At 70.4% G+C, this 26,414-nt stretch carries 23 protein-coding genes; 12 read left to right on the top strand and 11 right to left on the bottom strand.

The window, feature by feature from the left end; translation table 11 throughout:
• Positions 1-400 precede the first annotated feature (400 nt).
• Entirely contained in the window at positions 401-931 is a 531-nt protein-coding gene (locus H2Q94_RS07800; protein ID WP_243793651.1) for a flavoprotein, read from the bottom strand.
• Positions 932-1,133: 202 nt separating this feature from the next.
• Positions 1,134-2,141: an ABC transporter substrate-binding protein gene (locus H2Q94_RS07795; protein ID WP_243793649.1), complete on the bottom strand. Its 1,008-nt coding sequence runs from the start codon at positions 2,139-2,141 to the stop codon at positions 1,134-1,136.
• 74 nt (positions 2,142-2,215) lie between these two features.
• Here H2Q94_RS07795 and H2Q94_RS07790 point away from each other — a divergent pair, with 74 nt between their 5' ends.
• The 5 genes from H2Q94_RS07790 to H2Q94_RS07770 all read left to right on the top strand — a co-directional run bounded on the left by H2Q94_RS07790 (position 2,216) and on the right by H2Q94_RS07770 (position 6,154).
• Positions 2,216-3,139 carry a siderophore-interacting protein gene (locus tag H2Q94_RS07790; RefSeq protein WP_243793647.1) on the top strand — a complete coding sequence of 308 codons (924 nt, stop codon included), beginning with the start codon at positions 2,216-2,218 and terminating at the stop codon, positions 3,137-3,139.
• A gap of 194 nt (positions 3,140-3,333) precedes the next feature.
• The gene (locus tag H2Q94_RS07785) at positions 3,334-4,020 is read left to right on the top strand and encodes a biliverdin-producing heme oxygenase (RefSeq protein WP_243793645.1); all 687 of its coding nucleotides are present in this window, start codon (positions 3,334-3,336) and stop codon (positions 4,018-4,020) included.
• Between the two features lie 501 nt (positions 4,021-4,521).
• The gene (locus H2Q94_RS07780) at positions 4,522-5,379 is read left to right on the top strand and encodes a helix-turn-helix domain-containing protein (protein WP_243793644.1); all 858 of its coding nucleotides are present in this window, start codon (positions 4,522-4,524) and stop codon (positions 5,377-5,379) included.
• Entirely contained in the window at positions 5,376-5,564 is a 189-nt protein-coding gene (locus H2Q94_RS07775) for a DUF397 domain-containing protein (protein WP_243793643.1), read from the top strand. Before H2Q94_RS07780 ends, H2Q94_RS07775 begins: the two co-directional genes overlap by 4 nt.
• A 161-nt stretch (positions 5,565-5,725) precedes the next feature.
• Positions 5,726-6,154, top strand: a complete 429-nt coding sequence (locus H2Q94_RS07770) for a hypothetical protein (RefSeq protein ID WP_243793642.1) — start codon at positions 5,726-5,728, stop codon at positions 6,152-6,154.
• Here H2Q94_RS07770 and H2Q94_RS07765 read toward each other — a convergent pair.
• Genes H2Q94_RS07765 through H2Q94_RS07755 form a run of 3 tightly spaced genes read right to left on the bottom strand, consistent with a single transcriptional unit; the run spans position 6,075 to position 8,019 of the window.
• The gene (locus H2Q94_RS07765; RefSeq protein ID WP_243793641.1) at positions 6,075-6,719 is read right to left on the bottom strand and encodes a DUF1990 family protein; all 645 of its coding nucleotides are present in this window, start codon (positions 6,717-6,719) and stop codon (positions 6,075-6,077) included. The genes H2Q94_RS07770 and H2Q94_RS07765 overlap by 80 nt on opposite strands.
• A 2-nt stretch (positions 6,720-6,721) precedes the next feature.
• Positions 6,722-7,396, bottom strand: coding sequence for a DUF1990 family protein (locus tag H2Q94_RS07760; protein ID WP_243793639.1), 675 nt, complete (start codon positions 7,394-7,396; stop codon positions 6,722-6,724).
• Positions 7,393-8,019 (bottom strand): DUF4383 domain-containing protein, encoded by a 627-nt coding sequence (locus tag H2Q94_RS07755; RefSeq protein ID WP_243793637.1) that lies wholly within the window; start codon positions 8,017-8,019, stop codon positions 7,393-7,395. The genes H2Q94_RS07760 and H2Q94_RS07755 overlap by 4 nt, the downstream gene beginning before the upstream one ends.
• 193 nt (positions 8,020-8,212) lie before the next feature.
• On the opposite strand from H2Q94_RS07755, the gene H2Q94_RS07750 reads away from it, so the two are divergent.
• The gene (locus tag H2Q94_RS07750) at positions 8,213-9,367 is read left to right on the top strand and encodes a hypothetical protein (RefSeq protein WP_243793635.1); all 1,155 of its coding nucleotides are present in this window, start codon (positions 8,213-8,215) and stop codon (positions 9,365-9,367) included.
• Here the strand turns inward: H2Q94_RS07750 and H2Q94_RS07745 are convergent.
• Positions 9,343-9,609 (bottom strand): UBP-type zinc finger domain-containing protein, encoded by a 267-nt coding sequence (locus tag H2Q94_RS07745; protein ID WP_243793633.1) that lies wholly within the window; start codon positions 9,607-9,609, stop codon positions 9,343-9,345. The genes H2Q94_RS07750 and H2Q94_RS07745 overlap by 25 nt on opposite strands.
• A 238-nt stretch (positions 9,610-9,847) precedes the next feature.
• Here H2Q94_RS07745 and H2Q94_RS07740 point away from each other — a divergent pair, with 238 nt between their 5' ends.
• Both H2Q94_RS07740 and H2Q94_RS07735 read left to right on the top strand, forming a co-directional pair.
• The gene (locus H2Q94_RS07740) at positions 9,848-11,797 is read left to right on the top strand and encodes a S9 family peptidase (protein WP_243793631.1); all 1,950 of its coding nucleotides are present in this window, start codon (positions 9,848-9,850) and stop codon (positions 11,795-11,797) included.
• A 74-nt stretch (positions 11,798-11,871) separates the two neighbouring features.
• Positions 11,872-13,443 (top strand): Na+/H+ antiporter, encoded by a 1,572-nt coding sequence (locus H2Q94_RS07735; protein WP_243793628.1) that lies wholly within the window; start codon positions 11,872-11,874, stop codon positions 13,441-13,443.
• Positions 13,444-13,563: 120 nt separating this feature from the next.
• Here the strand turns inward: H2Q94_RS07735 and H2Q94_RS07730 are convergent, their stop codons facing one another.
• The 5 genes from H2Q94_RS07730 to H2Q94_RS07710 all read right to left on the bottom strand — a co-directional run bounded on the left by H2Q94_RS07730 (position 13,564) and on the right by H2Q94_RS07710 (position 19,688).
• Positions 13,564-14,310, bottom strand: a complete 747-nt coding sequence (locus H2Q94_RS07730) for an IclR family transcriptional regulator (protein WP_243795600.1) — start codon at positions 14,308-14,310, stop codon at positions 13,564-13,566.
• 421 nt (positions 14,311-14,731) lie between these two features.
• Complete coding sequence (locus H2Q94_RS07725; protein ID WP_243793625.1) at positions 14,732-15,334, bottom strand: sarcosine oxidase subunit gamma; 603 nt, start codon at positions 15,332-15,334, stop codon at positions 14,732-14,734.
• Positions 15,312-18,113 (bottom strand): FAD-dependent oxidoreductase, encoded by a 2,802-nt coding sequence (locus H2Q94_RS07720; protein WP_243793622.1) that lies wholly within the window; start codon positions 18,111-18,113, stop codon positions 15,312-15,314. The genes H2Q94_RS07725 and H2Q94_RS07720 overlap by 23 nt, the downstream gene beginning before the upstream one ends.
• The gene (locus H2Q94_RS07715) at positions 18,110-18,352 is read right to left on the bottom strand and encodes a sarcosine oxidase subunit delta (RefSeq protein ID WP_243793618.1); all 243 of its coding nucleotides are present in this window, start codon (positions 18,350-18,352) and stop codon (positions 18,110-18,112) included. Before H2Q94_RS07715 ends, H2Q94_RS07720 begins: the two co-directional genes overlap by 4 nt.
• 85 nt (positions 18,353-18,437) lie before the next feature.
• The gene (locus H2Q94_RS07710; protein ID WP_243793616.1) at positions 18,438-19,688 is read right to left on the bottom strand and encodes a sarcosine oxidase subunit beta family protein; all 1,251 of its coding nucleotides are present in this window, start codon (positions 19,686-19,688) and stop codon (positions 18,438-18,440) included.
• Between the two features lie 361 nt (positions 19,689-20,049).
• On the opposite strand from H2Q94_RS07710, the gene H2Q94_RS07705 reads away from it, so the two are divergent.
• The 4 genes from H2Q94_RS07705 (at position 20,050) to H2Q94_RS07690 (ending at position 26,407) form a co-directional block, all read left to right on the top strand.
• The gene (locus H2Q94_RS07705) at positions 20,050-22,536 is read left to right on the top strand and encodes a GcvT family protein (protein WP_243793614.1); all 2,487 of its coding nucleotides are present in this window, start codon (positions 20,050-20,052) and stop codon (positions 22,534-22,536) included.
• 115 nt (positions 22,537-22,651) lie between these two features.
• On the top strand, positions 22,652-23,851 hold the full coding sequence (locus H2Q94_RS07700; protein ID WP_243793612.1) for a glycine cleavage T C-terminal barrel domain-containing protein: 1,200 nt from the start codon (positions 22,652-22,654) through the stop codon (positions 23,849-23,851).
• A gap of 19 nt (positions 23,852-23,870) precedes the next feature.
• Positions 23,871-24,713 (top strand): methylenetetrahydrofolate reductase, encoded by an 843-nt coding sequence (locus H2Q94_RS07695; protein WP_243793609.1) that lies wholly within the window; start codon positions 23,871-23,873, stop codon positions 24,711-24,713.
• Entirely contained in the window at positions 24,710-26,407 is a 1,698-nt protein-coding gene (locus H2Q94_RS07690; RefSeq protein WP_243793608.1) for a formate--tetrahydrofolate ligase, read from the top strand. Before H2Q94_RS07695 ends, H2Q94_RS07690 begins: the two co-directional genes overlap by 4 nt.
• Positions 26,408-26,414: the final 7 nt, after the last annotated feature.

Genomic DNA, 26,414 nt, shown 5'->3' with positions numbered 1-26,414 from the left:
GCCGGGCCGGCCCGGTGCGTGCGGAGATCACCGCGGACGCGCGGTGTCGTGAACGGAGTGGGACGCCCGCGCGCACTGGCCCGCGAGGGCGGCGGCGGTGTCAGAACGTCACGTGGGAGGGGTGCCGCGTCAGCGGCAACAGTGCGAGCCGTTCACCAACAGCAGGTCGATGTGGCGGCGCGAGACGAGGCTCGGAGAAACGGGAGCGCGACGAGGAATCCGAGCGGTGTCGTGCATCGGGTTCCTCTCGTCGTCGCCTCGCTGAATACTTTATTCGGACGCTACGTCGCCCGATCAGCGGTGGTCAAGAACCGGGAATTCGAGCCCACGGACTGGGAATCACCCTGGTTCCGGCTGCTACTCCGCCTTCGCCCCACCGCCGGACGGGCGGCCGCTCGGCTCACTCCGAGAGGACCCGGCGAGGCAGTTCCGCGGTCAGCGCGTTCAGGTCGAACATCACGGCGCCGTCCGGGGCGCGGAGCACAACGTCGTCCTGCGGGAGGAACCGCACGCCGGCCTCCGCCAGCATGGCCCGGTGGGCGAGGTAGGACGGATGGCGTCGCAGCACCGATTTGACGCAGGTCGCCGCCACGATCGGCACACCCTCGCAGAGCAGTTCGTTGAGCACGCCCAGCGCCGCCGTGTCGTTGACGCCGACCGCCCACAGGTTCAGCGTGTTGAAGGTCAACGGTGCCACCAGAACCGCGTCGGCGGCGGGGAACGACTCCAGTTCCCCCGGCCTGCGCGGGACGATCCGTGGCGACTGGCCCGTCACACGTGCCAGCTCCGCCGGATCGAGCCGGTCGGCCGCGGCCTCGGACAGCACCGGGCACACCGTCCAACCGGCGGAGCGCAGCAGTCCTGCCAGCTCGGGCAATTGCCGGACCGGCGGTGCCGCCGTGGCGACCAGGTACAGCACGCGCCCGCTCACCGCAGCACCCCCGCCGCGTCCTTGCCGGGCATCGCCGACCGCCTCCTCGACCTCAGCAACCCGAACTCATGCAGCACGATCACGTTGTACCGCAACGACTCCTGCCCGGTCTGCCGCTCATCCGGCGAAACCGCACCACTCGCTCACGGGACGAGCGGCCCGCTGGTCCGGCCGAACCAGTCGCGGCGTCCGTCCGGCGGCATCATGCCGAGGCCAGCCGCCGCTCCAGCTGGTCGGCGAGCTTCGTCATGATCTCGGCGTAGCTCGCATAGCTGAACGGGGCGACGGCGTCCCACTCGACGAACCTGTCGTGCGCCGCGGAATCCTGGGCGGCGAAGACCGGGTTCAGCTTCATCTGCTCCGGCGGCAGCGAGGCCTGCCGGGTGTCCCACATCAGGACGTCGCCGGTGTAGGCACCGGCGTTCTCCCAGGCCAGACGCTCGAAATAGCCGCCGCCCGCGGTGTCGGGATTCGCCGGGGTCTGGATCGGCAGGCCCAGTTCCCGCACGTAGTGGTCCAGGTCCGGGTTGCGGGCGGGGACGACGACGAAGAATTCCTGTTTCGTGCCACCGATCGCGAGGATGTTGCGCCCCTCCGCGCGCATCCGGGCGCCGATGCCGCGCAACCGTTCCGACGCGGCGTCGAAGCGGTCCTGGTCCGCGCGAATGCGTTCCGAGTCCACATCGGACCCGAGGGAGCGGGCGAGTTCCTTGTAAGCCGCGATGGTCTCCGGCAGCGAGCGGCCGGACTGCTCGACACCGGCGGTCGGCACGAACTCCCGCACCCGGTCCTCCTGCTCCACGGTGAGGTGCCAGAGCCCGTCGAACTCGGCGTACTTGCCGCTGACCAGCAGATCCGGCCGCAACGACGCCGCACGCTCCATGTTCAGCTCGCCGTAGCCGGGGCCGGTCACATCGGTCACCTTCGCCGGGTCCACGCTGCCCGCCTCCGGCTCGGTGCTGCCGTCGTCGCGGACCAGCGGACCGAACGTGGCGGTGATCGGGACCCCGAAGTCGTTGAGCGCGCCCGCCGCCGAGACCTGCGCGATGATCCGGTGCGGCATCTCCTCCCGCCGCACCTCGACACCTCGGTCGTCGACGTAGGTCCAGCCTGCCCCCGAGTCCTGCGGCGCGGGCGCGGAACAGCCCGCCAACGCCGCCAACGCCGCCAACGCCAACGCCAATCCCGCCAAGCGTGTAGTGCTCACCATCGTCCACCCTCCCCATTGATGAGGTTAGGCTAGCCTACGAAGCGGCGGATTCGATGCGGTGAAGAGGTGTGACGATGGTCGAGCGGACCGGTGCGCTCCGTCCCCAGTACGTGATGTTCCAGGTGCGGGTGGCGCGCACCGAACGGCTCGGCCCCAGCTTCGTGCGGATCACGTTCACCGGCGACGAGCTGCACCGGTTCGGCATCGGCGGCGCCGACCAGCGGGTCAAGCTGATCCTGCCGCTGCCCGGCCGGACGCTCGCCGACATGCCGGGCGGCGACGGCTGGTACACCCGCTGGCAGGCCATGCCCGACGAGACCCGTCCCACGCTGCGCACCTACACGGTGCGCGCGCACCGCGAAGAGCCCGCCGAACTGGACATCGACTTCGTGCTGCACGGAGTCGACTCCGGACACGGCGGCCCCGCCTCCACCTGGGCCGCCGCGGCCGCACCGGGCGACGAGGTGGCGCTGCTCGGCCCGGATCGTCCCGGCACCGGCCGGATGTGGGGCTGCGAGTGGTCTCCGCCGCAGACCGCGCGGCGGCTCGTGCTCGCCGGGGACGAGACGGCGGTGCCCGCCATGGCGGCGATCGTGGAATCGCTGCCCGCCGACTCGCGCGGCGTCGTCTGCGCCGAGGTGCCGACGGCCGAGGACGTCCAGGACTGGCGCGCGCCGCGCGGAGTGGAGATCCGCTGGCTCGTGCGGCAACGACCGGACGGCCCGCTCCCGCACGGGGCACTGCTGGAGGCGTCGGTGACCGGGGCGCTCGGCGAGCTCGGGCCGCGCGCCGACCAGGCGAGCCTGGACGACGTGGACGTCGACGCGGACACCTTGTGGGAGGTCCCGGAAGCCGGCTCGATGGGCGGAGACCTCTACGGATGGCTGGCGGGCGAGGCGGCGGTGATCAAGCGGCTCCGGCGGCTCCTGGTGCAGGAGCACAGCGTGCCGCGCGCCTCGGTCGCCTTCATGGGTTATTGGCGCGACGGCCACAGCTGATCAGCGGGCTCGGGCGGCTGATCCGCAGTGGTGCCCGAGCAGCCGCGGAGCCCTCGGCATCGAAGAAACGACCAAGAAACCGGCCTGCGGGGGATGTCTCGACGGTGCCGCTGGACACCTCTTGGCAGCCGTGCCCTCCGCGTGTCACGATCCTCTGGAATTAAGTAAGGCTAACCTAACTGTCGGAGGTTCGAGTGTCCTCGCCCGCGCAGCAACCGGTTCGCAGCGACTTCGCCGCCCGCCTCAGGTCCGACACCCGCGCCGATCACGAACACGTCCAGTCCCTGCCGTTCCTGCGGACCCTCCTGGCGGGTGAGCTCGAAGCCGACGCCTACGCCGTGATGCTCGGCCAGCACTACTTCGTCTACGAGGTGCTCGAACAGGCGGCGGAGGCGATGCGCAGCGACGTCATCGCAGGCCCGTTCGTCAGCGACCGGCTGCGCAGGAAGGCGCATCTGGAGACCGACCTGCACTACTACCTCGGCCCCGACTGGCGCGAAGTGATCAAGCCGAGCGCCGCCACCGAACGCTACCGGGAGCGACTGCACGAGGTGTGCTTCAACTGGCCCGGCGGTTTCGTCGCGCACCACTACACGCGCTGCCTGGCCGACCTCTCCGGCGGCAAGCTGATCCGCGCCGCCATGCGACGCAGCCTGAACCCACCGGACGGGCAGGGGTTCGCCTTCCCCACCTTCGACGACGTGCCCAGCAGCGCGGGCGTGCGCAACGCCTACCGGTTGCTGCTGGACACCGCCGGGTGGGACGAGCTCGAACAGCGGCGCATCATCGCCGAGGTGCGGCTCGCGTACCACCTCAACAAGGAGGTCTTCGCCGATCTCGGCGAGCGGCTGCCGCCGCGAATTCCGCTCCCCCGCCGCTGAACACTCGACGGGTTAGCCGGAACACGTCAATGCAACGTTTCCACTGAATTCCGCATCGGTGCGGAATTCAGTGGAAACACTTGCACTACGCTGGAACGCATTATCGCGGGGCCGATTCAGCGCGAAGCCGCGACCCGCACCCTCCGGATCACACCGCAACGCCCGCGCAGCCATGCCGACTCGCATCGGCCCGCGAATGCGGACTCGCGATGAAGTTCCGGACCTGGAGCGCCCTGAGCACCCCCGCCGGAACGCGATCACCCCAGGCCGTCCCGCCACCGGCGGACCCGACGATTCGCCGATCGCAACGCAGTAATGTGAAGATCATTTCGTAGTTGCTCGCGACGCATCGAGCCGGACTCGACCACCCCGGCTTCGCAATTCGAGCCGCGCAACGACCCGCATCAAAAGGAAAGAAGATTGCCAGGTTGCGAGACCTTCGGGCAATGACTCCTTCGGATGATCGCCGATCTCGCCGACAATGGATTATCATTCGGCGACATGACCGCAACCCCACCACGGCCGCGAGCCTATGTGCTCGGCGCGGAACTACGCGATGCGCGCCGCAAGAAAGGGCTCACGTTGCGCGGGCTCGCCTCGATACTGGACGTGTCGCACTCCGTGCTGGTGCGCTGGGAACACGGCGATCGAGTGCCGTCCGCCGAGTCCGTTTCCACCGTGAGCGCGGTGCTCGGGGTCAGCAGCACCGCCCAGACCCGCATGCTCAAGCTCGCGCGCGAGGCCGCCGTCGAACCGGCGCCGACGCTGAGCATGAGCTCGCCCGGCGGCGTGGACCAGCTCGCGACCCTGCTGGAATTCGAGCGCACCGCAACGAAGATCACCGACGTCGCGCCGCTGCTCATCCCCGGTCTGCTGCAGGCCACCGAGTACACGCGGGCGATCATGACGGCGGGCATCCCCGAACGGGAGGCGAACAAGCGGGTCGCGATGCGCCAAGGCCGCCGCGACATCATCACCCGCAAGCGGGCACCGGCGAAGTACACCGCGCTGATCCTGGAATCCGTGCTGCACCAGCCCATCGGCGTCCCCGGCGCACAGCAGGACCAGCTGCGGTTCCTCGACGAGATCGCCGAACGGGACAACGTCGAGCTCCGGATCATCCCCGCCGCCGCGGGGTGGACGCCCGCGCACGCCGGCCCCTTCGTCCTGCTGGAGTTCGCCAAAGCGGACCCGGTGGTGCACCTCGAACACCACCGTTCCTCGGCGTTCCTCCAAGACGAGGACGCCGTCGACGCGTTCCGCTCCGCCCGCGACGAACTGGAGCGAATCGCGCTGAGCCGGGAGGACTCCCGCAAGCTCATCGCGGAGATCTCCGCCCGCGAACAGGTCCCGGCATGAGCGTCGCGCCACGAGGCTGGCGCAAGTCCTCGCACAGCAGCCAGGAAACGAACTGCGTCGAAGTCGGCCGCCTGCCCGATGGCGGCGCCGCGGTGCGCGACAGCAAGAACCGAGCCGCCGGACACCTCACCACCACCTCCCAGCAGTGGTCCCGTTTCCTGCGGACGGTCCGAGCCTGCCGTTGATCTCAGAGCCGGGCGAACGAGATCGCCCGGCACCTCCTCGGGCCTGGTCGCCAACGAGGCGCCTCGGCCCGCTGACCGCCGCCGCCACGGCGTCGTCATCATCGGCGGTGAACCTGTAGATGAACAGGTGCGACCGGTGACTCGGCGGGGTATCCGGAGGCATGGATTCGGATGTCGTGGAGATCTTCCCGTTCCGGTTCAGCCGCGCGCACCGGCTGCTCGGGCTGCCGTTCGGCATCACCCCGCCCACCACGTGGGTCCGGGTCAGCAACAGCGAGTTCACCGTGCGGTTCGGTCCGTGGTGCCTGCGCACCGAGCGCTCGAACATCACCGGCACCAGCGTCACCGGGCCTTACTGGCTGCTGACGACTGCCGGACCGGCGCGGCTGTCGGTCACCGACGGCGGGCTCACCTGCGCGACCAACGCGGATCGCGGGTTGTGCGTCCGGTTCGCCGAACCGATGCCCGGGATCGACTGGCTGGGGCTGGTGCGGCATCCGGCGGTGACGGTCACCGTGGCCGACTGCGACCGGCTGGCCGCGCTACTGGCTCCGTCAAATCGACCATCCGACGACACGCGCTCCGAATGAACCGCAGCTGCGTGCTCCTGCCGAACAGCTGGAAACCCAGCCGCACCACCGGATTCGGTATCGGCGCGGCGCGGGAGAAAGCGTGGACGCGGAACTCGACCTCGCCGCCGGCCACGTCCTTGGACACGAGGAAATCCATCTGCCCCTGCTCCAGATGGCCTTGCAGCGTGCGGTAATTCCAGCCCCACACCCGCGCACCGTCGCGGGTGGTGTCGGTGACCGAACCGACCCGGCACGGCAACGTGAAGGTGAGACCGTAGAAATTCGTCTCCAGCAGCAATTCCGAGTCCGCGAGGGAATCCGAAGAGCGGCAGGATCGCCGCACCACGGTCGGATCGGCGAACTTGTAGTCCAGCACCAAGGCGCACGCCCGTTCCCACGGACCTCCGGACAGCGGTGGCCCCGGCGGTTCCGCGGGCAGCGGTTGCCGGAAGTCGTCCACCGTCCACTCCGGACCGGGCCGTTCCGGATCGACGGCGTGCACGTCGAAGTTGACCGGCAACGTCCGCAACCGCTCCAACTCCCGGCTCAGACGCGGATCGTCGGCGCACCGCGACCCGGCCACGTTCACCTCCACTCTCCCGCCAGCACGTCCCGGCCGGTGTAGATCTCCACTCCGTTGCGCATCCGGCCGCCGGACACGGCACAGATCCGCGCGCAGCACTGCACCCACAGGTACGCCTGGAACTGCCGCGACAACCGCAGCCGGTCGTAGAGCAGGTCAGCCGCCCAACCGCTGCTGCGCGCCCAGGACTCGATCTCGAACAGCAGCCGCATCCCGTGGTCGGCGGCGCGGAACTCGATCTGCCCGGCCTCCAGATGCCCCCGCCGGGTGACGAGCCGGAACGACGTCGGCGTCACCTCCAGCACCCGCACCGGGCCGTTCCACGGGCCGGGCATCCGCACCACCAGGTCGTCGCCCGGACGCAGGTCCACGTGGTCGCCCTCGGCGTCGAAGCTCGCCACCTCCCCCGGCACCATCCGATCCGGTGCGGCGATGAACAGGCCCATCACCTCCTCCGCGCAGCCCAGGTGCAGGTCGATGTCCACCGAGTAGCGGCGGTGGAACAACGGGCCGACCCCGTCCTCCGGCAGTTGCAGGTCCGGCGCCGGACTCGGCGGCGGCGGTGGGCGGACCGACTCGACGCGCTCCACCCGGTGCACCGGCACGTCGCTGGTGACCTCGCGCAGCACGGCCAGCACCAGGCCGGGCGGCCAGCGCCACAACCACGGCAGGATCACGCGTGGCCCTCGGTGCGACGGCGGGTGCGGGCTCGCTCCACCGCGCGGCGTCTCGCCTGATCGCGCATGACGATCTGGGTCTGCTCCGGAGTGGGGTGGCCTTCGCCCATCGCCATCTCCGCTTCCCGGTACCGCTGCTCCTCGGCGTCCACCGGGCGCTCCTCGTCCTCGAGCTGCTGTTCGGGTCCGGGGCGGCGGGTGCGCATGGGGTGCTCCCGCCGATACGGGTTGTCCGGCGGCAACCCGCCCGACAACCGCCCGTACAAGCCGGTGAACAGCAAGATCAGGCCGGCTACGAGGCTGAAGAACACGTTCGGCAGCCGGAACGCCAGCAAGTTCAGCGGCGTGTTCAGGATCGCCAAGTGCACCAGCCCGGACAGCAGGAACACCGCACCGGCCAACGTGGTGACCGTCGACGCCTGCTTACCTCCCCACGCCGCACAGCCGATCAGCACCGCGCCCGCCACCAGAGAGATCACCGACAGCAGGCCGTTGCTGGACAGCCCCAGCACCGATTGCCCCCTGGTGGAGAAGAACTCCAGCCCGCGGGCCAACCCGAGGATCGCGAACACCCACAACCCCAACCCCAGCAGCACCGCGCCGATCCGGTGAACCGTGTGCACCGGATGCGATTGAACCGTTCGCCCTCGTCTCATCACCCACCCCCGGAACCCGTGGTCACGCTCTGCGGCTACCCACGGTCCGAACCGGTTACACCGGGCCGCGCGAGTCGCCCGGACGCCGGGTACCGCCGCGATGATCACCCGCCATACAGTGGTCGGCGCCGTGATAGCGATCGATGCGGAGTGGCCGGAAATGAGCCGCGACAACAAAATCCTGCTGGCCGCGCTCGCCGCCGGTGCCGTGCTGGTGCCCGCCGTGCTCGTGTTGGCGCTGCGCTGGCCGCTGTGGTCCTGGCTGCTGATCGCCGCCGGACTGCTCGCCTGCGTCGGCGGCTACGCGCGGCGGCTGGTCCAGCTGCACCGGCAGCAGGAGCTGCGGGAGGCGCTGGTGGTGCAGCAGCAGCGTCCCGCCGCGCCCGCCGAACCCGAACCGGCACCACCCGAACAGCGGCTGGTGCGCGACGTCGCGCTGCCCAGCTCCGAACCCGACTACCGGTTCGTGTTCGGCGCGACGGTGTGGTGGCGGCGCCCGGCCGACGCGGTCGGGGTGGCGCACGAGAACCCGGCCGGGCTGGCCGTCGACACCCTGCTCACCCGTGCCCGCGAGATCACTTCGGCCGAGCATCCCGGCGGGGCCGACGTGGTGGCGCACAAGCTGGCGGGCGCGCTCGGCGCGGTGCAGCGCGATCAGCACGGCCACGTGGAGACGTGGGCCGCGGAGGTGACGCTGACGCTGCCCGAGCAGGACGCCGACCGGCTCCGGCGGCTCGCGGAGGTCCGCAAGGACGAACAGCTCTGGCACCGCGAACGCGACCACGAACGCAGCAAACGCGAATACCTGGGCGACGAGGTGCTGCGCGACACCGGCAGCGCCGTCGTGTGGTGGCTGGCGCGCAACGAGGACGACGTGGAACGCGCCGCCGAACTCATCGGCACCCTCGCCCAGTTGTCGGCGGCGGCCAACGGCACCGAGATCGCCGAGCAGTTCCGCCACCTGGTGCCCTCGTCCCGGCAGGCACCGTTCCGGGACGGGCTGCCGTTCCAGCGTGATTCCCTGTCGTTGAGCGGAACGCTGGAGTCCGGCCAGTTCTTCTCCTACGGGCAGCTGGCAGCGGGGTCCGTCACCGACGGTCTGCCCGAGGGCGCCGAGCACACCGCCATCGACCACGTGCACGGGCTGATCGACAAGCTCGGCCCGGAAACCGGCGACACCGACCGCACCCAGCTGGCCGGCCGCCTGGCCGCCCTGTTCGACGGCGCGGGCCAACGGGACTTCGCCGACGCCATCCGGCGCCGCTTCAACGACGACGCCCCGATCTCACCTCAACCGAGGCATTCGTCGACGTAGCACCAGGTCCACGACTCGCCGGGTTCGAAGGAGCGGACCACCGGATGGCCCACGTCGTGGAAGTGCGCCGTCGCGTGCCGCCGCGGGCTGGAGTCGCAGCAGCCGACGTGCCCGCATTCGGTGCACAACCGCAGATGCGCCCACACGTTCAGGCCCAGCTTCGCGCAGTCCTCGCATTCGGTCCGGGAACCCGGCTCCGGATCCCGGACCGCCGCTTCCCCCAAGTGCTCGCACGCCGCCATCGGGCCACCCCCGCGTTCATGCCGGAACCGATGCGGGAATTGTCCCGCCCCGAACCTTCCGGCGGCGAACTCGCTCCCCGGGGCTTCGCGGAATTCGGCGGCCGGATATGACGCGGAACACTCCGCCAAGGCCTTGAGCATGCCGCAACGGCCAGGTGTTTCGTCGGGGTTGACGCGACCACCGCCCCACCGGGAACACCGCACGCGAAGCCCGGCGGGCCGACCGATTGGAGCACGCATGACCGCGAACCCGACCCGCCTTGGCCGTCCCAAATCGATCGACGTCGAGGAGTTCTTCGCGGATCCGGAGTTCTCCGGGGCGTCGATCTCCCCGGACGGCACGCGGATCGCCTACCTCGCGCCGGAGAACGGGCGGACCAACGTCTGGATCCGGGGGCTCGACGAGGAGCACCAGGACGCGGTGTGCGTCACGCACGACACCCGGCGCGGCATCCACACCTACCACTGGACCGACGACCCGCGCTGGCTGCTCTACGAGCAGGACACCGACGGCAACGAGGACTGGCACCTCTACCGGGTCGACCTCGACGCGCCCGGCGAACCGGCGCTCGACCTGACCCCGCTGCCGCCGGGATCACGAGTGGTCGGCGTCCAGCCGCTGAAGTCGATTCCCGGCAGCGTGCTCGTCACGATGAACCGGCGGCCGCTGTACTTCGACCTGTTCCGCATCGACGTCGCCACCGGCGAGACCACGGTTCACGTGGAGGAGGACGATCCGGCGGGCGCTCACCTCGTCGACCGCGACGGCCGGGCGGCCTTCTACTCGGTGCTCGCCGACGACGGGAACTACGAGTTCCACGCCGTCGATCCCGACACCGGGCACAAGCGCCTCCTGCGCCGCCAAGGCGGCCCGGAGCACCCGCTGGGCGTGCCGGTGCAGCGGGTGACTCCCGACGGGCAGGGGCTGCTGGTCGGCGCCTACCAGGACTCCGACGACCTGCGGCTCGTCCGCATCGACCGGACCAACGGTGAACAGACCGTGGTCGCGGCCCTGGACGGGCACAGCCTGTGCACCCTGGGATCGCTGGCGAGCGTCCTGCCGCAGCCCGTGCTCACCAGCAGGCGGACCGGGGAGGTCATCGCGGCCCGCTTCGTCGGCGACCGGCCGATCATCAAGCCGGTCGATCCGCACTTCGCCGAGGTGCACGCCGCGCTGTCCGAACTCTCCGACGGCGTGCTGCACTCGGTGTCCTCCGACGAGTCGGAACGGCTCTGGGTCGTCAGCTTCATCCACGACCGCGAGCCCGGGACGACCTGGTTCTACGACCACAAAACCGGGGAGAGCCGACTGCTGTTCCGGCCGTACCCGCAGCTGGACCCGGCGGAACTCGCCCCCATGACCTCCGTCCGCTTCCCGGCCCGCGACGGGCTGCCGCTGCACGCGTTCCTGACGCTGCCGGTCGGCGTCGAACCGGAACGGCTGCCGCTGGTGCTGATCGTGCACGGCGGCCCGTGGGCGCACGACACGTGGAGTTACGACGAGGCCGTGCAGTTCCTGGCCAACCGCGGCTACGCGGTGCTGCAGGTCAACTTCCGCGGCTCCACCGGATACGGGAAGCGGCACATCACCGGCGCGATCGGCGAACTCGCCGGGAAGATGCACGACGACCTGATCGACGCCGTCGACTGGGCGGTGGAGCAGGGCTACGCCGACCCCGACCGCGTCGGCATCTACGGCGGCTCCTACGGCGGCTACGCGGCGCTGGTCGGTGTCACCGTCACTCCGCTGCGCTTCGCCGCCGCGGTGGACTACGTGGGCATTTCGAACCTGGCGAACTTCATGCGCACCCTGCCGCCGTTCGTCCGGCCGCACATGACCAACAGCTGGTACCGCTACGTCGGCGACCCCGCGGACCCCGCGCAGGAGGCCGACATGCTGGCCCGCTCCCCCATCACGATGGTCGACCGGATCCGCACGCCGCTGCTGATCGCCCAAGGCGCCAACGACGCCCGCGTGGTCCAGGAGGAATCCGACAACATCGTCGAGTCGCTGCGGGGCCGGGGAATTCCCGTCGAATACCTGGTCGCCGAGGACGAAGGCCACGGCTTCGCGAACCACGAGAACCAAGTACGGCTCTACCGCTCTGTCGAGAAGCACTTTGCCGAGCACCTCGGAGGTCGTTCGTCTGAAGTGTCCGGGCAGCGGAACCTCGACGGCCTCCGGTAAGGCGCAGTACCAGCCGCACGTCCCTACACTTCCCGTCGGAAGGCACCCGCCAGGACGGACGGAGACGAGCTGGCATGCACCAGTTTCCGCAGCTGATGGTGCTGCTGGCGGTCGCATTGGCGATCACGGCGTTCGCCCGCCGGTGGGGACTGTCCGAACCGCTGGTGCTGGTCCTCGCAGGGCTCGTGCTGTCGTTCGTGCCCGGCGTCCCGGACTACTCGATCAACCCGGAACTGATCCTCGTCCTGGTGCTGCCGCCGCTGCTGTACTCGGCGGCGCTGACCAGCTCCACGCTCGGATTCCGCGCCAACGCCCGGCCGATCGGCTCGCTGGCGCTGGGCGCGGTCCTGGTCACCACGCTCGTCACCGGGCTGGTGGCGTGGTGGCTGGTGCCCGCGATGCCGCTGGGCGCGGCACTGGTGCTCGGCGCGGTGGTGGCGCCGCCGGATGCGGTGGCGGCGGCGTCCATCGGCCGCAGGCTCGGGTTGCCGCGCAAGGTGATGACGGTGCTCAGCGGCGAAAGCCTCGTCAACGACGCCACGGCGCTCACCGCCTACCGGGTGGCCGTGGCGACCGTGGTCGGCACCGGGTACTCGCCGGCGGCGGGCGTGGGCTCGTTCCTGCTCGCCGCCGTCGGCGGGCTCGCCGTGGGTTTCGCGGTGGGCTGGGTGGTGCACCGGCTGCGGCGGGCGTTGACGGACGGGCTGCTGGAGAGCGCGGCCGGCCTGCTCGTGCCGTTCGCGGCCTACCTGCTGGCGGAGGAGATCAACGCGTCCGGAGTGCTCGCCGTGGTCGTCGCGGGCCTCTACCTGGGGCAGCGCGCACCGACCGGCAGCGCCTCGGTGCGGCTGCAGGACCGGGCGGTGTGGCTGTCGGCGGACACCCTGCTGGAGGCGCTGGTGTTCGCGCTGATCGGGCTCCAGCTGCGCGGCGTCACCGAAGGGGTGGCCGGGCAGCTGGGGCCGCTGGTCCTGGTCGGGCTCGCGCTGACGGCGACGGTGGTGCTGGTGCGGGCGCTGTGGGTGTTCACCACGATGCAGCTGCCGGAGCTGCTGTTCCGGCGCGGCGAGCCCACGCCGTGGCGCTACGGCGCCGTCGTGTCCTGGGCCGGGATGCGCGGCGTGGTGTCACTGGCCGCGGCGGCGGCGATCCCGCATTTCACCTCGACCGGCGCGCTGTTCCCGCAGCGGCCGCAGGTGCTGTTCCTCGCGTTCTTCGTGACGCTGGGGACGCTGCTGCTGCACGGCGCCACGCTGCCGTGGATGATCAGGGCACTCGGGGTCCGCGGCCAGGAGAACTACACCGACGCGCTCGCCGAAGCGGAGGCCGCGCACAACGCGGCGCTCGCCGCACGACGAAGGCTGGAAGAACTCTCGGAGAACGAAACACCACCGGAAGAGGTCACCGACCACCTGCGCCGGGCAGCGGAACGCCGCAGCAACAGGGCGTGGGAACGACTCGGCCGCTCCGACGCGGAAGTGGGCGAAAGCCCCAGCGCCGCCTACCGGCGGTTGCGCGCGGAAATGCTCGCCGCGGAACGCGACGTGTTCGTCCGCTTCCGCGACGAAGGCCGCATCGACGACGAAGTCCTCCGCCGGGTACTGCACGAACTCGACCTCGAAGACGTCATGCTCCAACGCGAGTGACCTCGGCGAGGTGAACGTCGCCTTCCCCGCTCCCACCGGTCAACGGAGGCTGTTGCCATTGAGGTGAAAGCGCCGTTCGACCGGCCTGAACGGGCGACGGAGGCATTCACCTGGAACGGGTCACTCCTCCAGGAAGCCGAGCTGGCCGGAGAGTTCCTTCGCCGCGACCTTCATCGCACCGACGACCTCGCGCATCCGCTTGCGGGAGAAGCGGTACGACGGGCCGGAAGCGCTCAGCGCGGCCACCACCTCCCCGTCGTGGCGGCGCACCGCGACCGCAGCCGCGTTCAAACCCAGTTCGAGCTCCTCGTAACTGGTCGCGTACCCGTCCCGCACGATGAGCTCGAACCCGCCGCGCAGCTCGTCCGGTTCGATGACGGTGCGCGGGGTGTACTGCACGAGATCCCCGCCCAGCAGCACGTCCTGATCGTCGACCGGCGCGTGCGCCAACAGCACCTTGCCACTGGAGGTCGCGTGCAACGGGGTGCGCTGACCGACCCAGTTGTGCGCGGTCACCGACGCGGTGCCGCGAGCCTGGCTGATGTTGATGGCCACGTCGTCGTCGCGGACCGCGATGTTCACCGTCTCGCCGAGATCTTCGGCGAGCGACTCGCAGAACGGGCGACCCAGCCTGGACAGGTCCATCCGGTCGGTGGCGGCTCCGGCGAGCCGGACCACGCCGAACCCGATCACGTACTTGCCGCGCTCCCCGAGCTGCTCGACCAGACCGCGCGACACCAGCACGCTGACCAGGCGGGAAGCGGTGGACTTGTGCACACCGAGCTCGCCGGCGATCTCGGTGATCCCCGCTTCGCCGTGCCGTGCGAGCAATTCCAGCACGGTCACCGCCCGGTCCACCGACTGCACGAGTGCGCCGGACCGTTCACCGTTGGAAGATCGTCCTGCGTTGACCACGGTTCAACCGTATCCGTTGCGGGTATCAGCCCCCGAAACCTACACCTGTTGCTGATTGCGCAACAGATGGGCTTGTTTTGCTTGGGTGATCGGGTAGCGGAACCTCAGTGAGCCTCTCGCTGCGGGATCTTTTTCCCGAGTGGCTCCGCCACGAGGGAAAAAGCTGTCCTCGCGAGAGGCTCACTGAGAACCCGCCGGTGGTCACCTTCTTGACGTGGGCTATGTGCTTCGCACATCCAGGCACGGCTTCGCCGCAAAGCACGGCCTTCGGCCGCGAGGCAGGCGGGCTTCGCCGCCCTTCGCGGGCTTCGCCGCCAACGGCACGGCCGTTGGCGGGTTCGGTTGTGGGCTGCGGGCTCTGGTCGGTGGTGGGTCAGCGCGGTAGGGCGTCGATCAGGAGGTCTGCGAGGTAGGTGGCGAAGGAGCCGCGTACCAGGAGGCGGTAGGCGGGTTCCTCGGTGAGTTGCCAGAGGATGGCCTGGGTTCGGCCGACGAGGGTTTGGGCGCAGCTTCCGGTGGTGAACGCCCGTGGGTGCAGGTCCAGCGAGCAGATCTGTTCCAGCACGTCCCTGGCTCGGGGGCCGGCGAGGCGCAGCGTCGTGCGGTTGGCCGACACGTCCACTGCCGAACCGGCTCCGGCTGCGGCGAGTTCGGCGACGATGCCGTCCGCCGTGCCGTCGGGGGCGATGATCAGCCACTCGTCGGGGGCCAGCCCCAGCACGGCGCGTTCCGGAGTGCCGTGCACCTCGTTCACGTTGCGCGGCAACGGAATTCCGGTCGTTCGGCCGACCCGGTCGAGCGCGTCCGGTGTGGCGCGCAGGTTCACCTGCGCCAAGAACGACTCCTCCGCGAGCAGCACGCCGCTGCGGGCGCTGTGCTCGGCGAGTTCGGCGTGGCGAGCGGCCAGCGGACTGCGGCGCAGATCCGCGGTGGCCGGGCCGGTGGTTCCCGGTTCAGCCGGGCTGGTGACCGTCACGGCGGGCTCCTTCCGGGTCGTAGAAGACGGGATCGGTGACCTCGACGGCGAGTTCCCGGTCCCCGAGCGGCGCGTGCAGCACCTCGCCGACGCGGCGCCTGCCGTCGCGGATCAGCGCCAACGCGAACGTCCGGCCCAGCGCCGCGCTGCGATAGCTGGAGGTCACGTGCCCCTGCATCGGCACCGGCGGCGTCCGGGACGCGGCGGGTTCAACGAGCTGAGCGCCTTCCGGCAACAACACGTCCCGATCCACCGGCAGCAGCCCGACCAGCTGCTTGCGACCGGCGCGGGCCGTGTCGGGACGGGCGAAGGAGCGCTTGCCGATGAAGTCCTTCCGCTTGGAGATCACCCAGTCCATGCCCAGGTCCAGCGGAGTCACCGTGCCGTCGGTGTCCTGGCCGACGATCACAAATCCCTTCTCGGCGCGCAGCACGTGCATCGTCTCGGTGCCGTACGGCGTGATGCCGAAGTCAGCGCCATCGGCGAACACCGCGTCCCAAGCCGCCTGGCCGTACCAGGACGCCACGTTGATCTCGAAGGCGAGCTCTCCGGAGAACGAGATCCGGCTGATTCGGGCGGGAATCCCGTTGCGCAGCAACGTGTTCCGGAACTCCATGAAGCCGAACCCCGCCGCCGAGACGTCCAGTTCCGGCGCGACCCGCGCCAGCACCGCGCGGGAATCCGGCCCGGCCACGGCGATCGTGGCCCACTGTTCGGTCACCGAAGTGCAGTGCACCGACAGCTCCGGCCACTCGGTCTGCAACCACTCCTCCAGCCAGTCCAAGACCGCCGCCGCGTTGCCGGTGGTGGTGCTCATCAGGTAGTGGTCGGGCGCCAGGCGCATGGTGACGCCGTCGTCGAAGACCATGCCGTCGGCGGTGCACATCATGCCGTAGCGCGCCTTGCCGACGGCCAGCTTCGCGAAACCGTTGGTGTAGACGCGATTCAGGAACTCCCCCGCATCCGGACCGACCACGTCGATCTTGCCGAGGGTGGTCGCGTCCATCATCGCGACCCCGGTGCGCGCGGCGGCGCACTCCCGCAGCACCGCCGCCGCCATGTCCTCACCCGGTTTCGGGTAGTGGCGCGGGCGTTTCCACTGCCCGACGTTCTCGAACACGGCGCCCGCCCGCACGTGCCAGTCGTGCATCGGAGTGGTGCGCACCGGGTCGTGCAGCGCGCCGCGGTCCCGCCCGGCCAGCAGCTCGAAGCGCAGCGGCCGCGCCGGAGGCCGTGCCGTCGTGGCGCCCGACGCACCCGGCGAGTCCAGGCCGAGCAGGGCGGCGAGCACGCCCAGCCCGAGCACGTTCGACGTGGCACCTTGATCACTGCCGGTACCGAGTGTCGTGTACCGCTTGACGTGTTCCGGTGAGCGCAGTCCGGCGTCAACGGCACGGCGAACGTCGGCGACGGTCACATCCCGCTGCAGGTCGACGAAACTCTCCACCTCATCGCCCACAACACTCCACAATGGATGATCCCGGGACTGCGCGGGATCGCCCTCGACGACCGGGGCTTGCGGAGCCGAGGCCCCGAACCCGGTCGCGGTGGACGCGGCGGCCCCGGCCGCGAACCCCTGAGCCAGGCAGTCCGCCAGGCCGAACGCTCCGCGCGCCGCACCCACCGCCGCGTCCTGCTCCGGCACGAACGCCGACACCTCGGGGTCCCAGGTGAGCGGGCCTCGAGCCAGTTCCACCGCCGGATTCCACCCGCCGCCGACCGCCACCAGATCGCACTCCACCACCTCCGCCCGGCCGGGGTCGTTGATGTCGGCGACCCGAACCTCGGAAACCCGGTGCGCCCCGGAAGTACCGACGACCGACGCACCGGTTCGGACCCGGATTCCCACGTCCCGCGCCCGAGCCTGCAGCGCCGGGGGCGGCTCAGACCGGGCATCGACCAGCAGTGGAACGGACGCACCGGCCGCCACCAGGTCGAACGCCGTCGCATAAGCGCTGTCCCCGGTCGTGCACACGACGACGCGCTCACCGGCCCGCACCCCGAACCGGCGCAGGTAGCGGCGGACCGCTCCGGCGAGCATGACGCCGGGCCGGTCGTTGCCGGGGAACGCGATGGGCCGCTCACGCGCACCCGTCGCCAACACCACCCGCTGCGCGCGCAGGTGCCACAGCCGCTGCCACGCGGGCCGCTGCTCCGGCGCGGAGTGCTCGGCGACCAGCAGGTATCCGTGATCGTAGTGTCCGGCGACCGTCGCCCGGGTCAGCACGCGGGTCTCCGGCAGCGCGGCGAGCTCGCTGGCCGCGCGCGCCACCCACTCCACACCCGGCGCCCCGTCGATCCGCTCGTCGCCGTCCAGCAACGCGCCGCCGAGCTCACGGTGACGTTCCACCAGGAACACCCGAGCACCGCCCCGCCCAGCCGCCAACGCGGCCGCCAAGCCCGCCGGTCCGGCGCCGATCACCACGACGTCCGCGTGCCGATACCGCTTCTCGCAGCGCTGCTCACCGCCGGGATCGGCCCGGCCGACACCGGAAAGGCTCAGCGCGGCGAGGCCGTCCCGCAGTTCCACCTCCGTCGCGGGGACCATCGGTTCCGGGGCGTCGAGCACTTGGACCAGCGCGTTCGGCTCACCCGAGTCGGCCGTGACGATGCCTCGCGGCCGCCCCAGGTACGTCGAGGGCGCCACCTCAAGACGCCCGGCGGCCAGCAGCGCGGAGGCCAGCGTGTCGCCGGGATGCCCGCGCAGCGGCACCCCGTCCACCGTGCACTCGATGGTCCGGCTGCGATCGATGCGCCCGCCGGAGGGCAGCCGGGTCATGAGGCGAACTCGTTCGTGGCGGTGTCCCGGACGACGTCGAACCAGCGGCGGCAGCCGTCGGAATGCACCCAGCGCTCGGCGTGCCTGCCGCGCGGATTCGCCCGCACGAACAGGTACTCCGCCCACTCGGCGTCGCTGAGCGCGACCGGATCCTCCGGGTACGCGACCTGGGCCTGCCCGCCGTAGCGGAACTCGACCTCGTCCCGATTCCCGCACCAAGGGCAAGGAATCTGCAACATCACGTCCCTCCTTCGAGCCCGGAAGCGCAGAAAGATACTTCGTCCGGTGCCTTGAGCGCCCCCTACGCGGACCATTCCGACCTCCTCAGTGGGCGACGGCGGCGGCGCCGTGTTCGTCGATGAGGGCGCCGGTGCGGAACCGCTCCAGGCCGTACGGCTCGTTGAGCGGGTGCGGTGATCCGGTCGCCACGGTGTGCGCGAACACCCGTCCCACCGCGGGCGTGGCCTTGAATCCCCCGGTGCCCCAACCGCAATTGACGAACAGCCCTTCGAACGGCGTCGGCCCGATGATCGGCGAGGCGTCCGGGGTGACGTCCACGACGCCCGCCCACGTCCGGATCACGTGCGCCCGCGCGAAGATCGGGAACAGTTCCAGCGCCGCCGCCATCTGCCGCTCGATCACCTGCACCGAGCCGCGCTGCCCGTAGCCGTTGTAGGAGTCGATGCCCGCGCCCAGCACGAGCTCCCCCTTGTGCGCCTGGCTGCAGTAGACGTGCACGTGGTTCGACATCACCACGCACGGATGCACCTGCTCCAGCAACTCGGACACCAGCGCCTGCAACGGGTGGCTCTGCAACGGAATCCGCAACCCGAGCGTCTCGGTGAGCTCGCTGGTGCGCCCCGCCGCGGCCAGCCCGACCCGGCCCGCGGCGATGTCCCCGCGCGAGGTCCGCACCCCGACCACCCGGTCACCATCGGTGACGAATCCGGTGACCTCGCACTGTTCGATCAAGTCCACGCCGAACTCGCTCGCTCGGGTCGCCAGTGCCCACGCCACGTGGTCGTGCTTCGCGATCCCCGCCCGCGCCTGCCAAGTCGCGCCCAGCACCGGATAACGCCGGTCCGGGGACACGTCGAGGATCGGGCACAGTTCGGCGATCTCGTCCGGGCCGACGAATTCCGCGTCGATCCCGTTGAGCCCGTTGGCGAAGGCGCGGCGTCGCGCGTCGCGCACCTCCTGCTCGGTGTGCACCAGGTTGAGCACGCCGCGCTGGCTGAGCAGGAAGTCGTAGTCCAATTCGCCGGGCCACCGCTCCCACAGGTCCAACGCGTGACCGTAGAGCGCGGCGCTCTCGTCGAGCAGGTAGTTGGAGCGGATGATCGTGGTGTTGCGGGCCATGTTCCCGCCCGCGAGCCACCCCCGTTCCAGCACCGCGATGTCCCGGATTCCGTGCTCTGCGGCCAAGTAGTACGCGGTCGCCAGCCCGTGCCCGCCCGCGCCGACGATCACCACGTCGTAGGTGCGCTTCGGATCCGCCGAGCGCCAGAGCCGGGCCGGCGGGTCCGGGAGCCGTTCGGCTTTCGGCGCGATGCTGCGGGAAGGGCGGGATCGCATCTGATCACCCACTAGGCGAGAACGCCAGAAGTCCTGATGCGGCGAGGTTAACCACGCTCGGTCACGCCAACAAGCCGGGTCGCCGGAGTGGATCACGCCGACACCCGAACAGATCAAAAATCCGATCATTTCAACGAAAATTAGCCCTCTCGTGTGCTTGACGCGCCGCACCGCCCAGGCGCACTGTTGCGTCTAACGCAGCCAGTTGTGACCAGCGCAACACCTCCGAAGGGGCTTCGGGGGAGCCGCCGCCGGCGCTCCGACCGGGTGCGGAGGACGAATCTGCGTCAACCAAGCCGAATTCTCCGGTTTCCGGGCCTCGCAAGACCCGAAATCAGCGTCGTGAGCCAGGGGGCGGCACATGGACGACAGGGCACGAATCCTGATCGTGGGGGCGGGCATCGTCGGCAGCTCCACGGCGTACCACCTCGCGCGCGCCGGGATCACCGACGTGCTCGTCGTGGACCAAGGGCCGCTGTTCGCGACCGGCGGATCTTCCTCGCACGCACCGGGATTGGTGTTCCAGACCAACAACTCCGAGCTGCTGACCCGCCTGGCGTCCTACACCGTGGAGCGGTTCACCTCCGACACGATCGACGGCAAGCCGTGCTTCCACCAGGTCGGCGGCATCGAGGTCGCCACCACGCCGCAGCGGTGGGAGGACCTCAAGCGCAAGCGCGGCCTGGCCGCCGCCTGGGGCGTGCCCGCCGAACTGATCGGCCCGCACGAGGTCGCCGACCGCATCCCGCAAGTCGAGTCCTCCCGGATCTTCGGCGGGCTGCACGTCGCGAGCGACGGCATCGCCAAACCGGTTCGCGCCGCGGAGGCCATGGCGCGGGAGGCCACCCGGCTCGGCGTGCGGTTCCTCGGCAACACCGAGGTGACCGGCTTCGACGTGACCGGCGGCAGAGTTCGTGCGGTGCACACCAGCCGCGGCCCGGTGGAAGTGGAGTCGGTGCTGTGCTGCGCGGGCATCTGGGGGCCGAAGATCGGCGCGCTCGCCGGAGTGTCCATCCCGGTACAGCCGCTGGCGCACCAGTACGCGGTGACCGGGCCGATCGCCGGGCTCGGCGCGGCGAAGGAGCACGGCGGCGCGGAGGTCGCGCAACCGCTGCTGCGGCATCAGGACGCCTCGGTGTACTTCCGGCAGATCCACGACCGCTACGGCATCGGCTCCTACCAGCACCGAGTGATCCCGGTGCGCGCCGATGAGCTGGCACCGACCGCGGCGGGCGACGGGGCGGAGGCGCCGTCCGGGGGCGGCGGCTGGGCGGGCATGGCCTCCGTGCACCCGTTCACCCCGCAGGACTTCAAGCAGCCGTGGGACGACGCGTGCGAGCTGCTGCCCGTGCTGGAACAGGCCGAGATCCGCGAAGGCATGAACGGGCTGTTCCTGTTCACCTCCGACGGAATGCCGGTGCTCGGGCCGTCGCGGGAGGTCGCCGGGTTCTGGGTCGCGGAAGCCGTGTGGATCACCCACTCGGCCGGGGTGGGCCGGGCGATGGCCGAGTGGATGGCCGACGGCTCCCCCGGCATCGACCTGCGCGCCGCCGACCTGCGCCGTTTCGAAGACTTCGCGCACAGCCCCGCCTACGTGGGCGAGCGCAGCGCCCAGAGCTTCCGCGAGGTATACGACGTGGTGCACCCGCAGCAGCCACCGCTGCGTCCGCGGCCGCTGCGCACCACGCCGTTCCACGAGCGGGAGGAACGGCTCGGCGCGGTGTTCCTGGAGGCGAACGGCTGGGAACGGCCGCACTGGTACGCGTCCAACGAATCCTTGGTCACCGGACGGGAAATCGTCGTCCCCGGCGAGTGGGCCGGGCGCTACTTCTCCCCGATCGTCGCCGCCGAACACCAGGCCGCCCGCGAAGGCGTGGCGATGTTCGACATGACCTCGCTGGCGCGTGCCGAAGTGAGCGGGCGCGGCGCGCTGGACCTGTTGCAGCGGCTCACCACGAGCAAGCTCGACCGGGCACCGGGCTACGTGACCTACACGCTGATGTTGGAGCACACCGGCTGCATCCGCGGCGACATCACCGTGGCCCGGTTGTCCGAGACGGAGTTCCAGGTCGGCTGCAACGGGCCGCGCGATATCGCCTGGCTGCGGGCGCACGCCGATGACACCACCTCGGTCCGCGACATCACCGGTGGCACCTGCTGCATCGGTCTCTGGGGTCCGCGCGCCCGCGCGGTGCTCGCGCCGCTGGCCGACATCGACGTGTCGCACGAAGCGTTCCGGTTCTTCCGCGCGAAACGCCTGTTCGTCGGCGAGGTGCCGGTGACCGCGCTGCGGCTGTCCTACGTGGGCGAGCTGGGCTGGGAGCTCTACACCTCCGCCGAGTTCGGCGGGCGGCTCTGGGACCTGCTGGCCGCCCAAGGCGCCGAGCACGGGATCTTCCCCGCCGGCCGCGGCGCGTTCAACGGGATGCGGCTGGAGAAGGGATACCGCGCGTGGGGCGCGGACATGAACAGCGAACACGACCCCGACGAGGCGGGGCTCGCGTTCGCCGTCAAACCCGGCAAGGGCGAGTTCGTCGGCCGCGACGCCCTGCTGCGGCGCCGCGAACGACCGGTGCGGCGGCGGTTGTGCTGCCTGCACGTCACCGACGGCACGGTGCTGATGGGCGCCGAGCCGGTGTTCACCGAAACCGGCCGCGACGCGGTCGGCTTCACCACCAGCGCGGGATACGGCCACAGCGCGGGCATGAGCCTCGCGTACGCGTGGCTGCCCGCCGAACTGGCCGATGCGGGCACCTCGCTACGGGTGTCCTACTTCGACCGGCGGCATCCCGCCGCGGTCGTCGCCGACCCGGTGTTCGACCCCGACATGGCTCGCATGCGCAGCTGAGCATCCCGCTCACCCGCATCGCGGTACCCGAAGTTCACACGCCGCCCGGCCCGCCGCCGAGGTGCGCCACCGCGCATCCCGGCAGGGCCGGACACACCGCAAAGGAGCACCCCTCATGGCAGTGAACCCGAACCCTGGGATTCTGCAGTACTCCAGGCTGCGCAAATCGCCGTTCTTCCACGCTTCCCGGCAGCACGGCGTGAGCCTCTACAGCGTGTACAACCACACCTACCACCCGAGGCACTACGGCGACCCGCTCGCGGAGTACTGGGCGCTGCTGGAGGGGGTGACGCTCTGGGACGTCGGAGTGGAACGGCAGGTGGAGATCACCGGCCCGGACGCGTTCGAGTTCACCAACATGCTGGTGCCGCGCGATCTCACCAAGTGCAAGGTCGGGCAGTGCAAGTACGTGTTCGTCACCGCCGAGGACGGCGGCATCATCAACGACCCGGTGCTGCTTCGCTTGGGGGAGAACCACTTCTGGCTCTCGCTCGCCGACAGCGACGTGCTGCTGTGGGCGAAGGGACTGGCCCACAGCCTCGGCATGGACGTGCGCATCCACGAGCCCGATGTGGGGCCGGTGCAGGTGCAGGGGCCGAAATCGCGGGACGTGATGGTCGACCTGTTCGGCGAGTCCATCTTGGACGTTCCTTACTACTACGCGGTGGATCGCGAGCTCAACGGGATGCAGGTGGTCGTCTCGCGCACCGGCTACACCGCCGAACTGGGCTATGAGATCTACCTGCACAACGCCGTCCGCGACGGCGTGAAGTTGTGGGAGACGATCTGGGAGGCGGGCCGCCCGCACGGAATGCAGGTCATCGGGCCGTGTCACATCCGCCGCATCGAAGCCGGAATCCTGTCCTGGGGTTGCGACATCACCTACGAGACGAACCCGTTCGAGGCGGGTTACGGCTTCGAGAAAACGTGGATGGTGGATCTGGAGCAGGACGCCGACTTCATCGGGAAGGAGGCGCTGGCCCGGATCAAGTCCGAAGGCGTGGCGCGCAAGCTCGTCGGGGTGCGCATGGGCGGGCCGGGAGTCGGCTCGTTCAACGACGGCGCCATGATCGAACCGTTCGACGTGCACGACCCGCACGGCCTGCGCATCGGCGAGGTCACCTCCGCCTGCCACTCCCCCCGGCTGGACAGCAACATCGGCTTCGCCATGGTCCCGGTGGCCTACCAGGAACCCGGCACCGAACTGGTGGTGCACACCCAGCACGGCCCGCAGGACGCGATCGTCGTCGAGAAGCCCTTCCACGACCCCAACAAGGACATCCCGAAACACCTCGAACGCACGGCCACGGCGTAGGCGAGCGGGGGTCGAGCTGATGGACACCAGCACTCAGCGGCTGCAGGAAATGTTGAGCCGCAGCAGATTCGAGGTGCTGCCGGTGCGCGGAGCGGCGGAGCGGGCGGCGGTGCTGCCCGCGGGCAGCACCGTCACCGTCACCGCCTCCGCCGCGAAGGGGCCGGGCGCGACGCTGGACGTCGCGGCCCGGCTGGCGGCGGGCGGGTTCCACGTGGTGCCGCACCTGGCGGCGCGGTCCATCTCGGATCGGGCTCAGCTCGCCGAGCTGCTCGACCGGGCGGCGGCGCTGGGCAGCGATGAGATCTTCGTCGTCGCGGGCGATTCCCCCACGCCGGCCGGGGAGTTCCCGGACGCGCTCGCGTTGCTGCGGGAGATGGCGGAATCGGGCCGCAGGCCGGGGAAAGTCGGCATCACCGGCTACCCGGAGCGGCACGCGTTCCTGTCCGACGCCGCCACGATCCGGGCCATGACCGACAAAGCGCAGTACGCGGACTACGTGGTGTCGCAGATCTGCTACGACCCGCGGCGCATCGCCGCCTGGCTCGGCGAGGTCCGCGCCCGTGGCGTGCTGCTGCCGGTGCACGTCGGCCTGCCCGGCGCGGTGGACGTGACGAAACTGCTGCGGGTGTCGATGAAGATCGGCCTCGGCGAGTCGCTGAGGTTCCTGCGCAAGCAGCACGGCCTGGTCACCAAGCTGCTCGCGCCGTACACGCCGGACGCCGTGGTCGACGGGCTCTGGCCGCACCTGGACGAGCCCGCGCCGGGCATCGCGGGGTGGCACCTGTTCACGTTCAACGAGCTCGACCGGACCGTCCAATGGCGCGCTGACGCCCTCGCCCGGATCCAGGAGGTTCCCGCATGACCATCCCGTCCGACCTGGACATCTCCCGAGCCACGACGATTCGCCCGATCGACGAGATCGCCGCGCAGCTCGACATCGGCCCGCACCTGCTGGAACCGTACGGCAGGCAGGTGGCGAAGGTGTCCCTCGACGCGATCGAGGAATTCGCCGACCGCCCGGCGGCCAAGTACATCCTCGTGTCCGCGGTGACGCCCACCCCGCTGGGAGAAGGAAAGACGACCACCACGGTCGGGCTCGGGCAGGCGCTGCGGCTGCTGGGGCACCGCTCGGCGGTGGCGATCCGGCAGCCGTCGATGGGGCCGACGTTCGGCATCAAGGGCGGCGCCGCCGGTGGCGGCTACAGCCAGGTGGTGCCGATGGAGGCGCTGAACCTGCACCTGACCGGGGACATGCACGCGGTGACCGCCGCGCACAACCTGCTCTCGGCGATGCTGGACAACCACCTGCACAAGGGAAACGAGCTCGACCTCGACCCGCAGCGGATCACGTGGCGGCGAGTGCTCGACGTCAACGACCGGGACCTGCGCTCCATCGTGACCGGGCTGGGCGGGGCCGCCGACGGCACGCCGCGCCAGACCGGGTTCGACATCACCGCCGCCAGCGAGGTGATGGCGGTGCTGGCGCTGTCGAATTCGCTGCACGACATGCGCCGCAGGCTGGGCCGCATCGTCGTCGGCTACGCTCGCGACGGCTCCCCGGTCAGCGCGGAGCAGCTGCGGGCGGCGGGTGCGATGACGGTGCTGCTGCGGGAGGCGATCAAGCCGAACCTGATGCAGACCACGGAGAACACTCCGGTTTTCGTGCACGCCGGCCCGTTCGGCAACATCGCGCACGGCAACTCCTCGGTGGTGGCGGACCGGATCGCGGGGCGCTGCTCGGACTACATGGTGACGGAGGCCGGGTTCGGCGCGGACATGGGCGCGGAACGGTTCTTCAACATCAAGTGCCGCAGTTCGGGCCAGCGCCCGGACGCGGCGGTGCTGGTGGCGACGGTGCGGGCGTTGAAGGCGCACTCCGGCAACCACCGGATCGTGGCGGGACGGCCGTTGCCGCCGGAACTGCTGGCGGAGAACCCCGACGATGTGCTGGCCGGTGCGGACAACCTGCGCAAGCAGATCGAGAACATCCGGCTGCACGGGGTGTCGCCGGTGGTGGCGGTCAACGCGTTCCCCACCGACCACCCGTCCGAGCACGAGGCGATCCGCCGGGTCGCCGAGGCCGCCGGGGCTCGGGTCGCGGTGAGCAGCCACTTCCTCGACGGCGGCAAGGGCGCGAAGGATCTGGCGGAGGCCGTGGTCGAGGCCGCGTCGGAGCCGAGCGGCTTCCAGCTGCTGTACCCGGATTCGGCGGACCTGCGCACCAAGATCGACACGGTGGCTCGGCGGGTGTACGGCGCCGACGGCGTGTCCTACACCCCGGCGGCCGCCCGCTCGCTGCGGGACTACGAGGCGAACGGGTTCGGCACATTGCCGGTGTGCATCGCGAAAACGCACCTGTCGCTGAGTTCGGATCCGACGCTGCTGGGCGCTCCGACGGGCTGGACCTTGCCGGTGCGGGAGGTGCGCGCCTCGGTCGGCGCCGGGTTCGTGTACCCGATCTGCGGCGACATGCGCACCATGCCGGGCTTGGGGTCGCGGCCCGCGGCGGAACGCATCGACATCGACGAGCACGGGCAGGTCGTGGGACTGAGTTGACCGACCT

It is taken from the genome of Saccharopolyspora gloriosae, assembly GCF_022828475.1.
GTDB classification, from domain to species: Bacteria; Actinomycetota; Actinomycetes; order Mycobacteriales; family Pseudonocardiaceae; genus Saccharopolyspora_C; species Saccharopolyspora_C gloriosae_A.
This window is presented reverse-complemented; position numbering and strand designations above follow the sequence as displayed.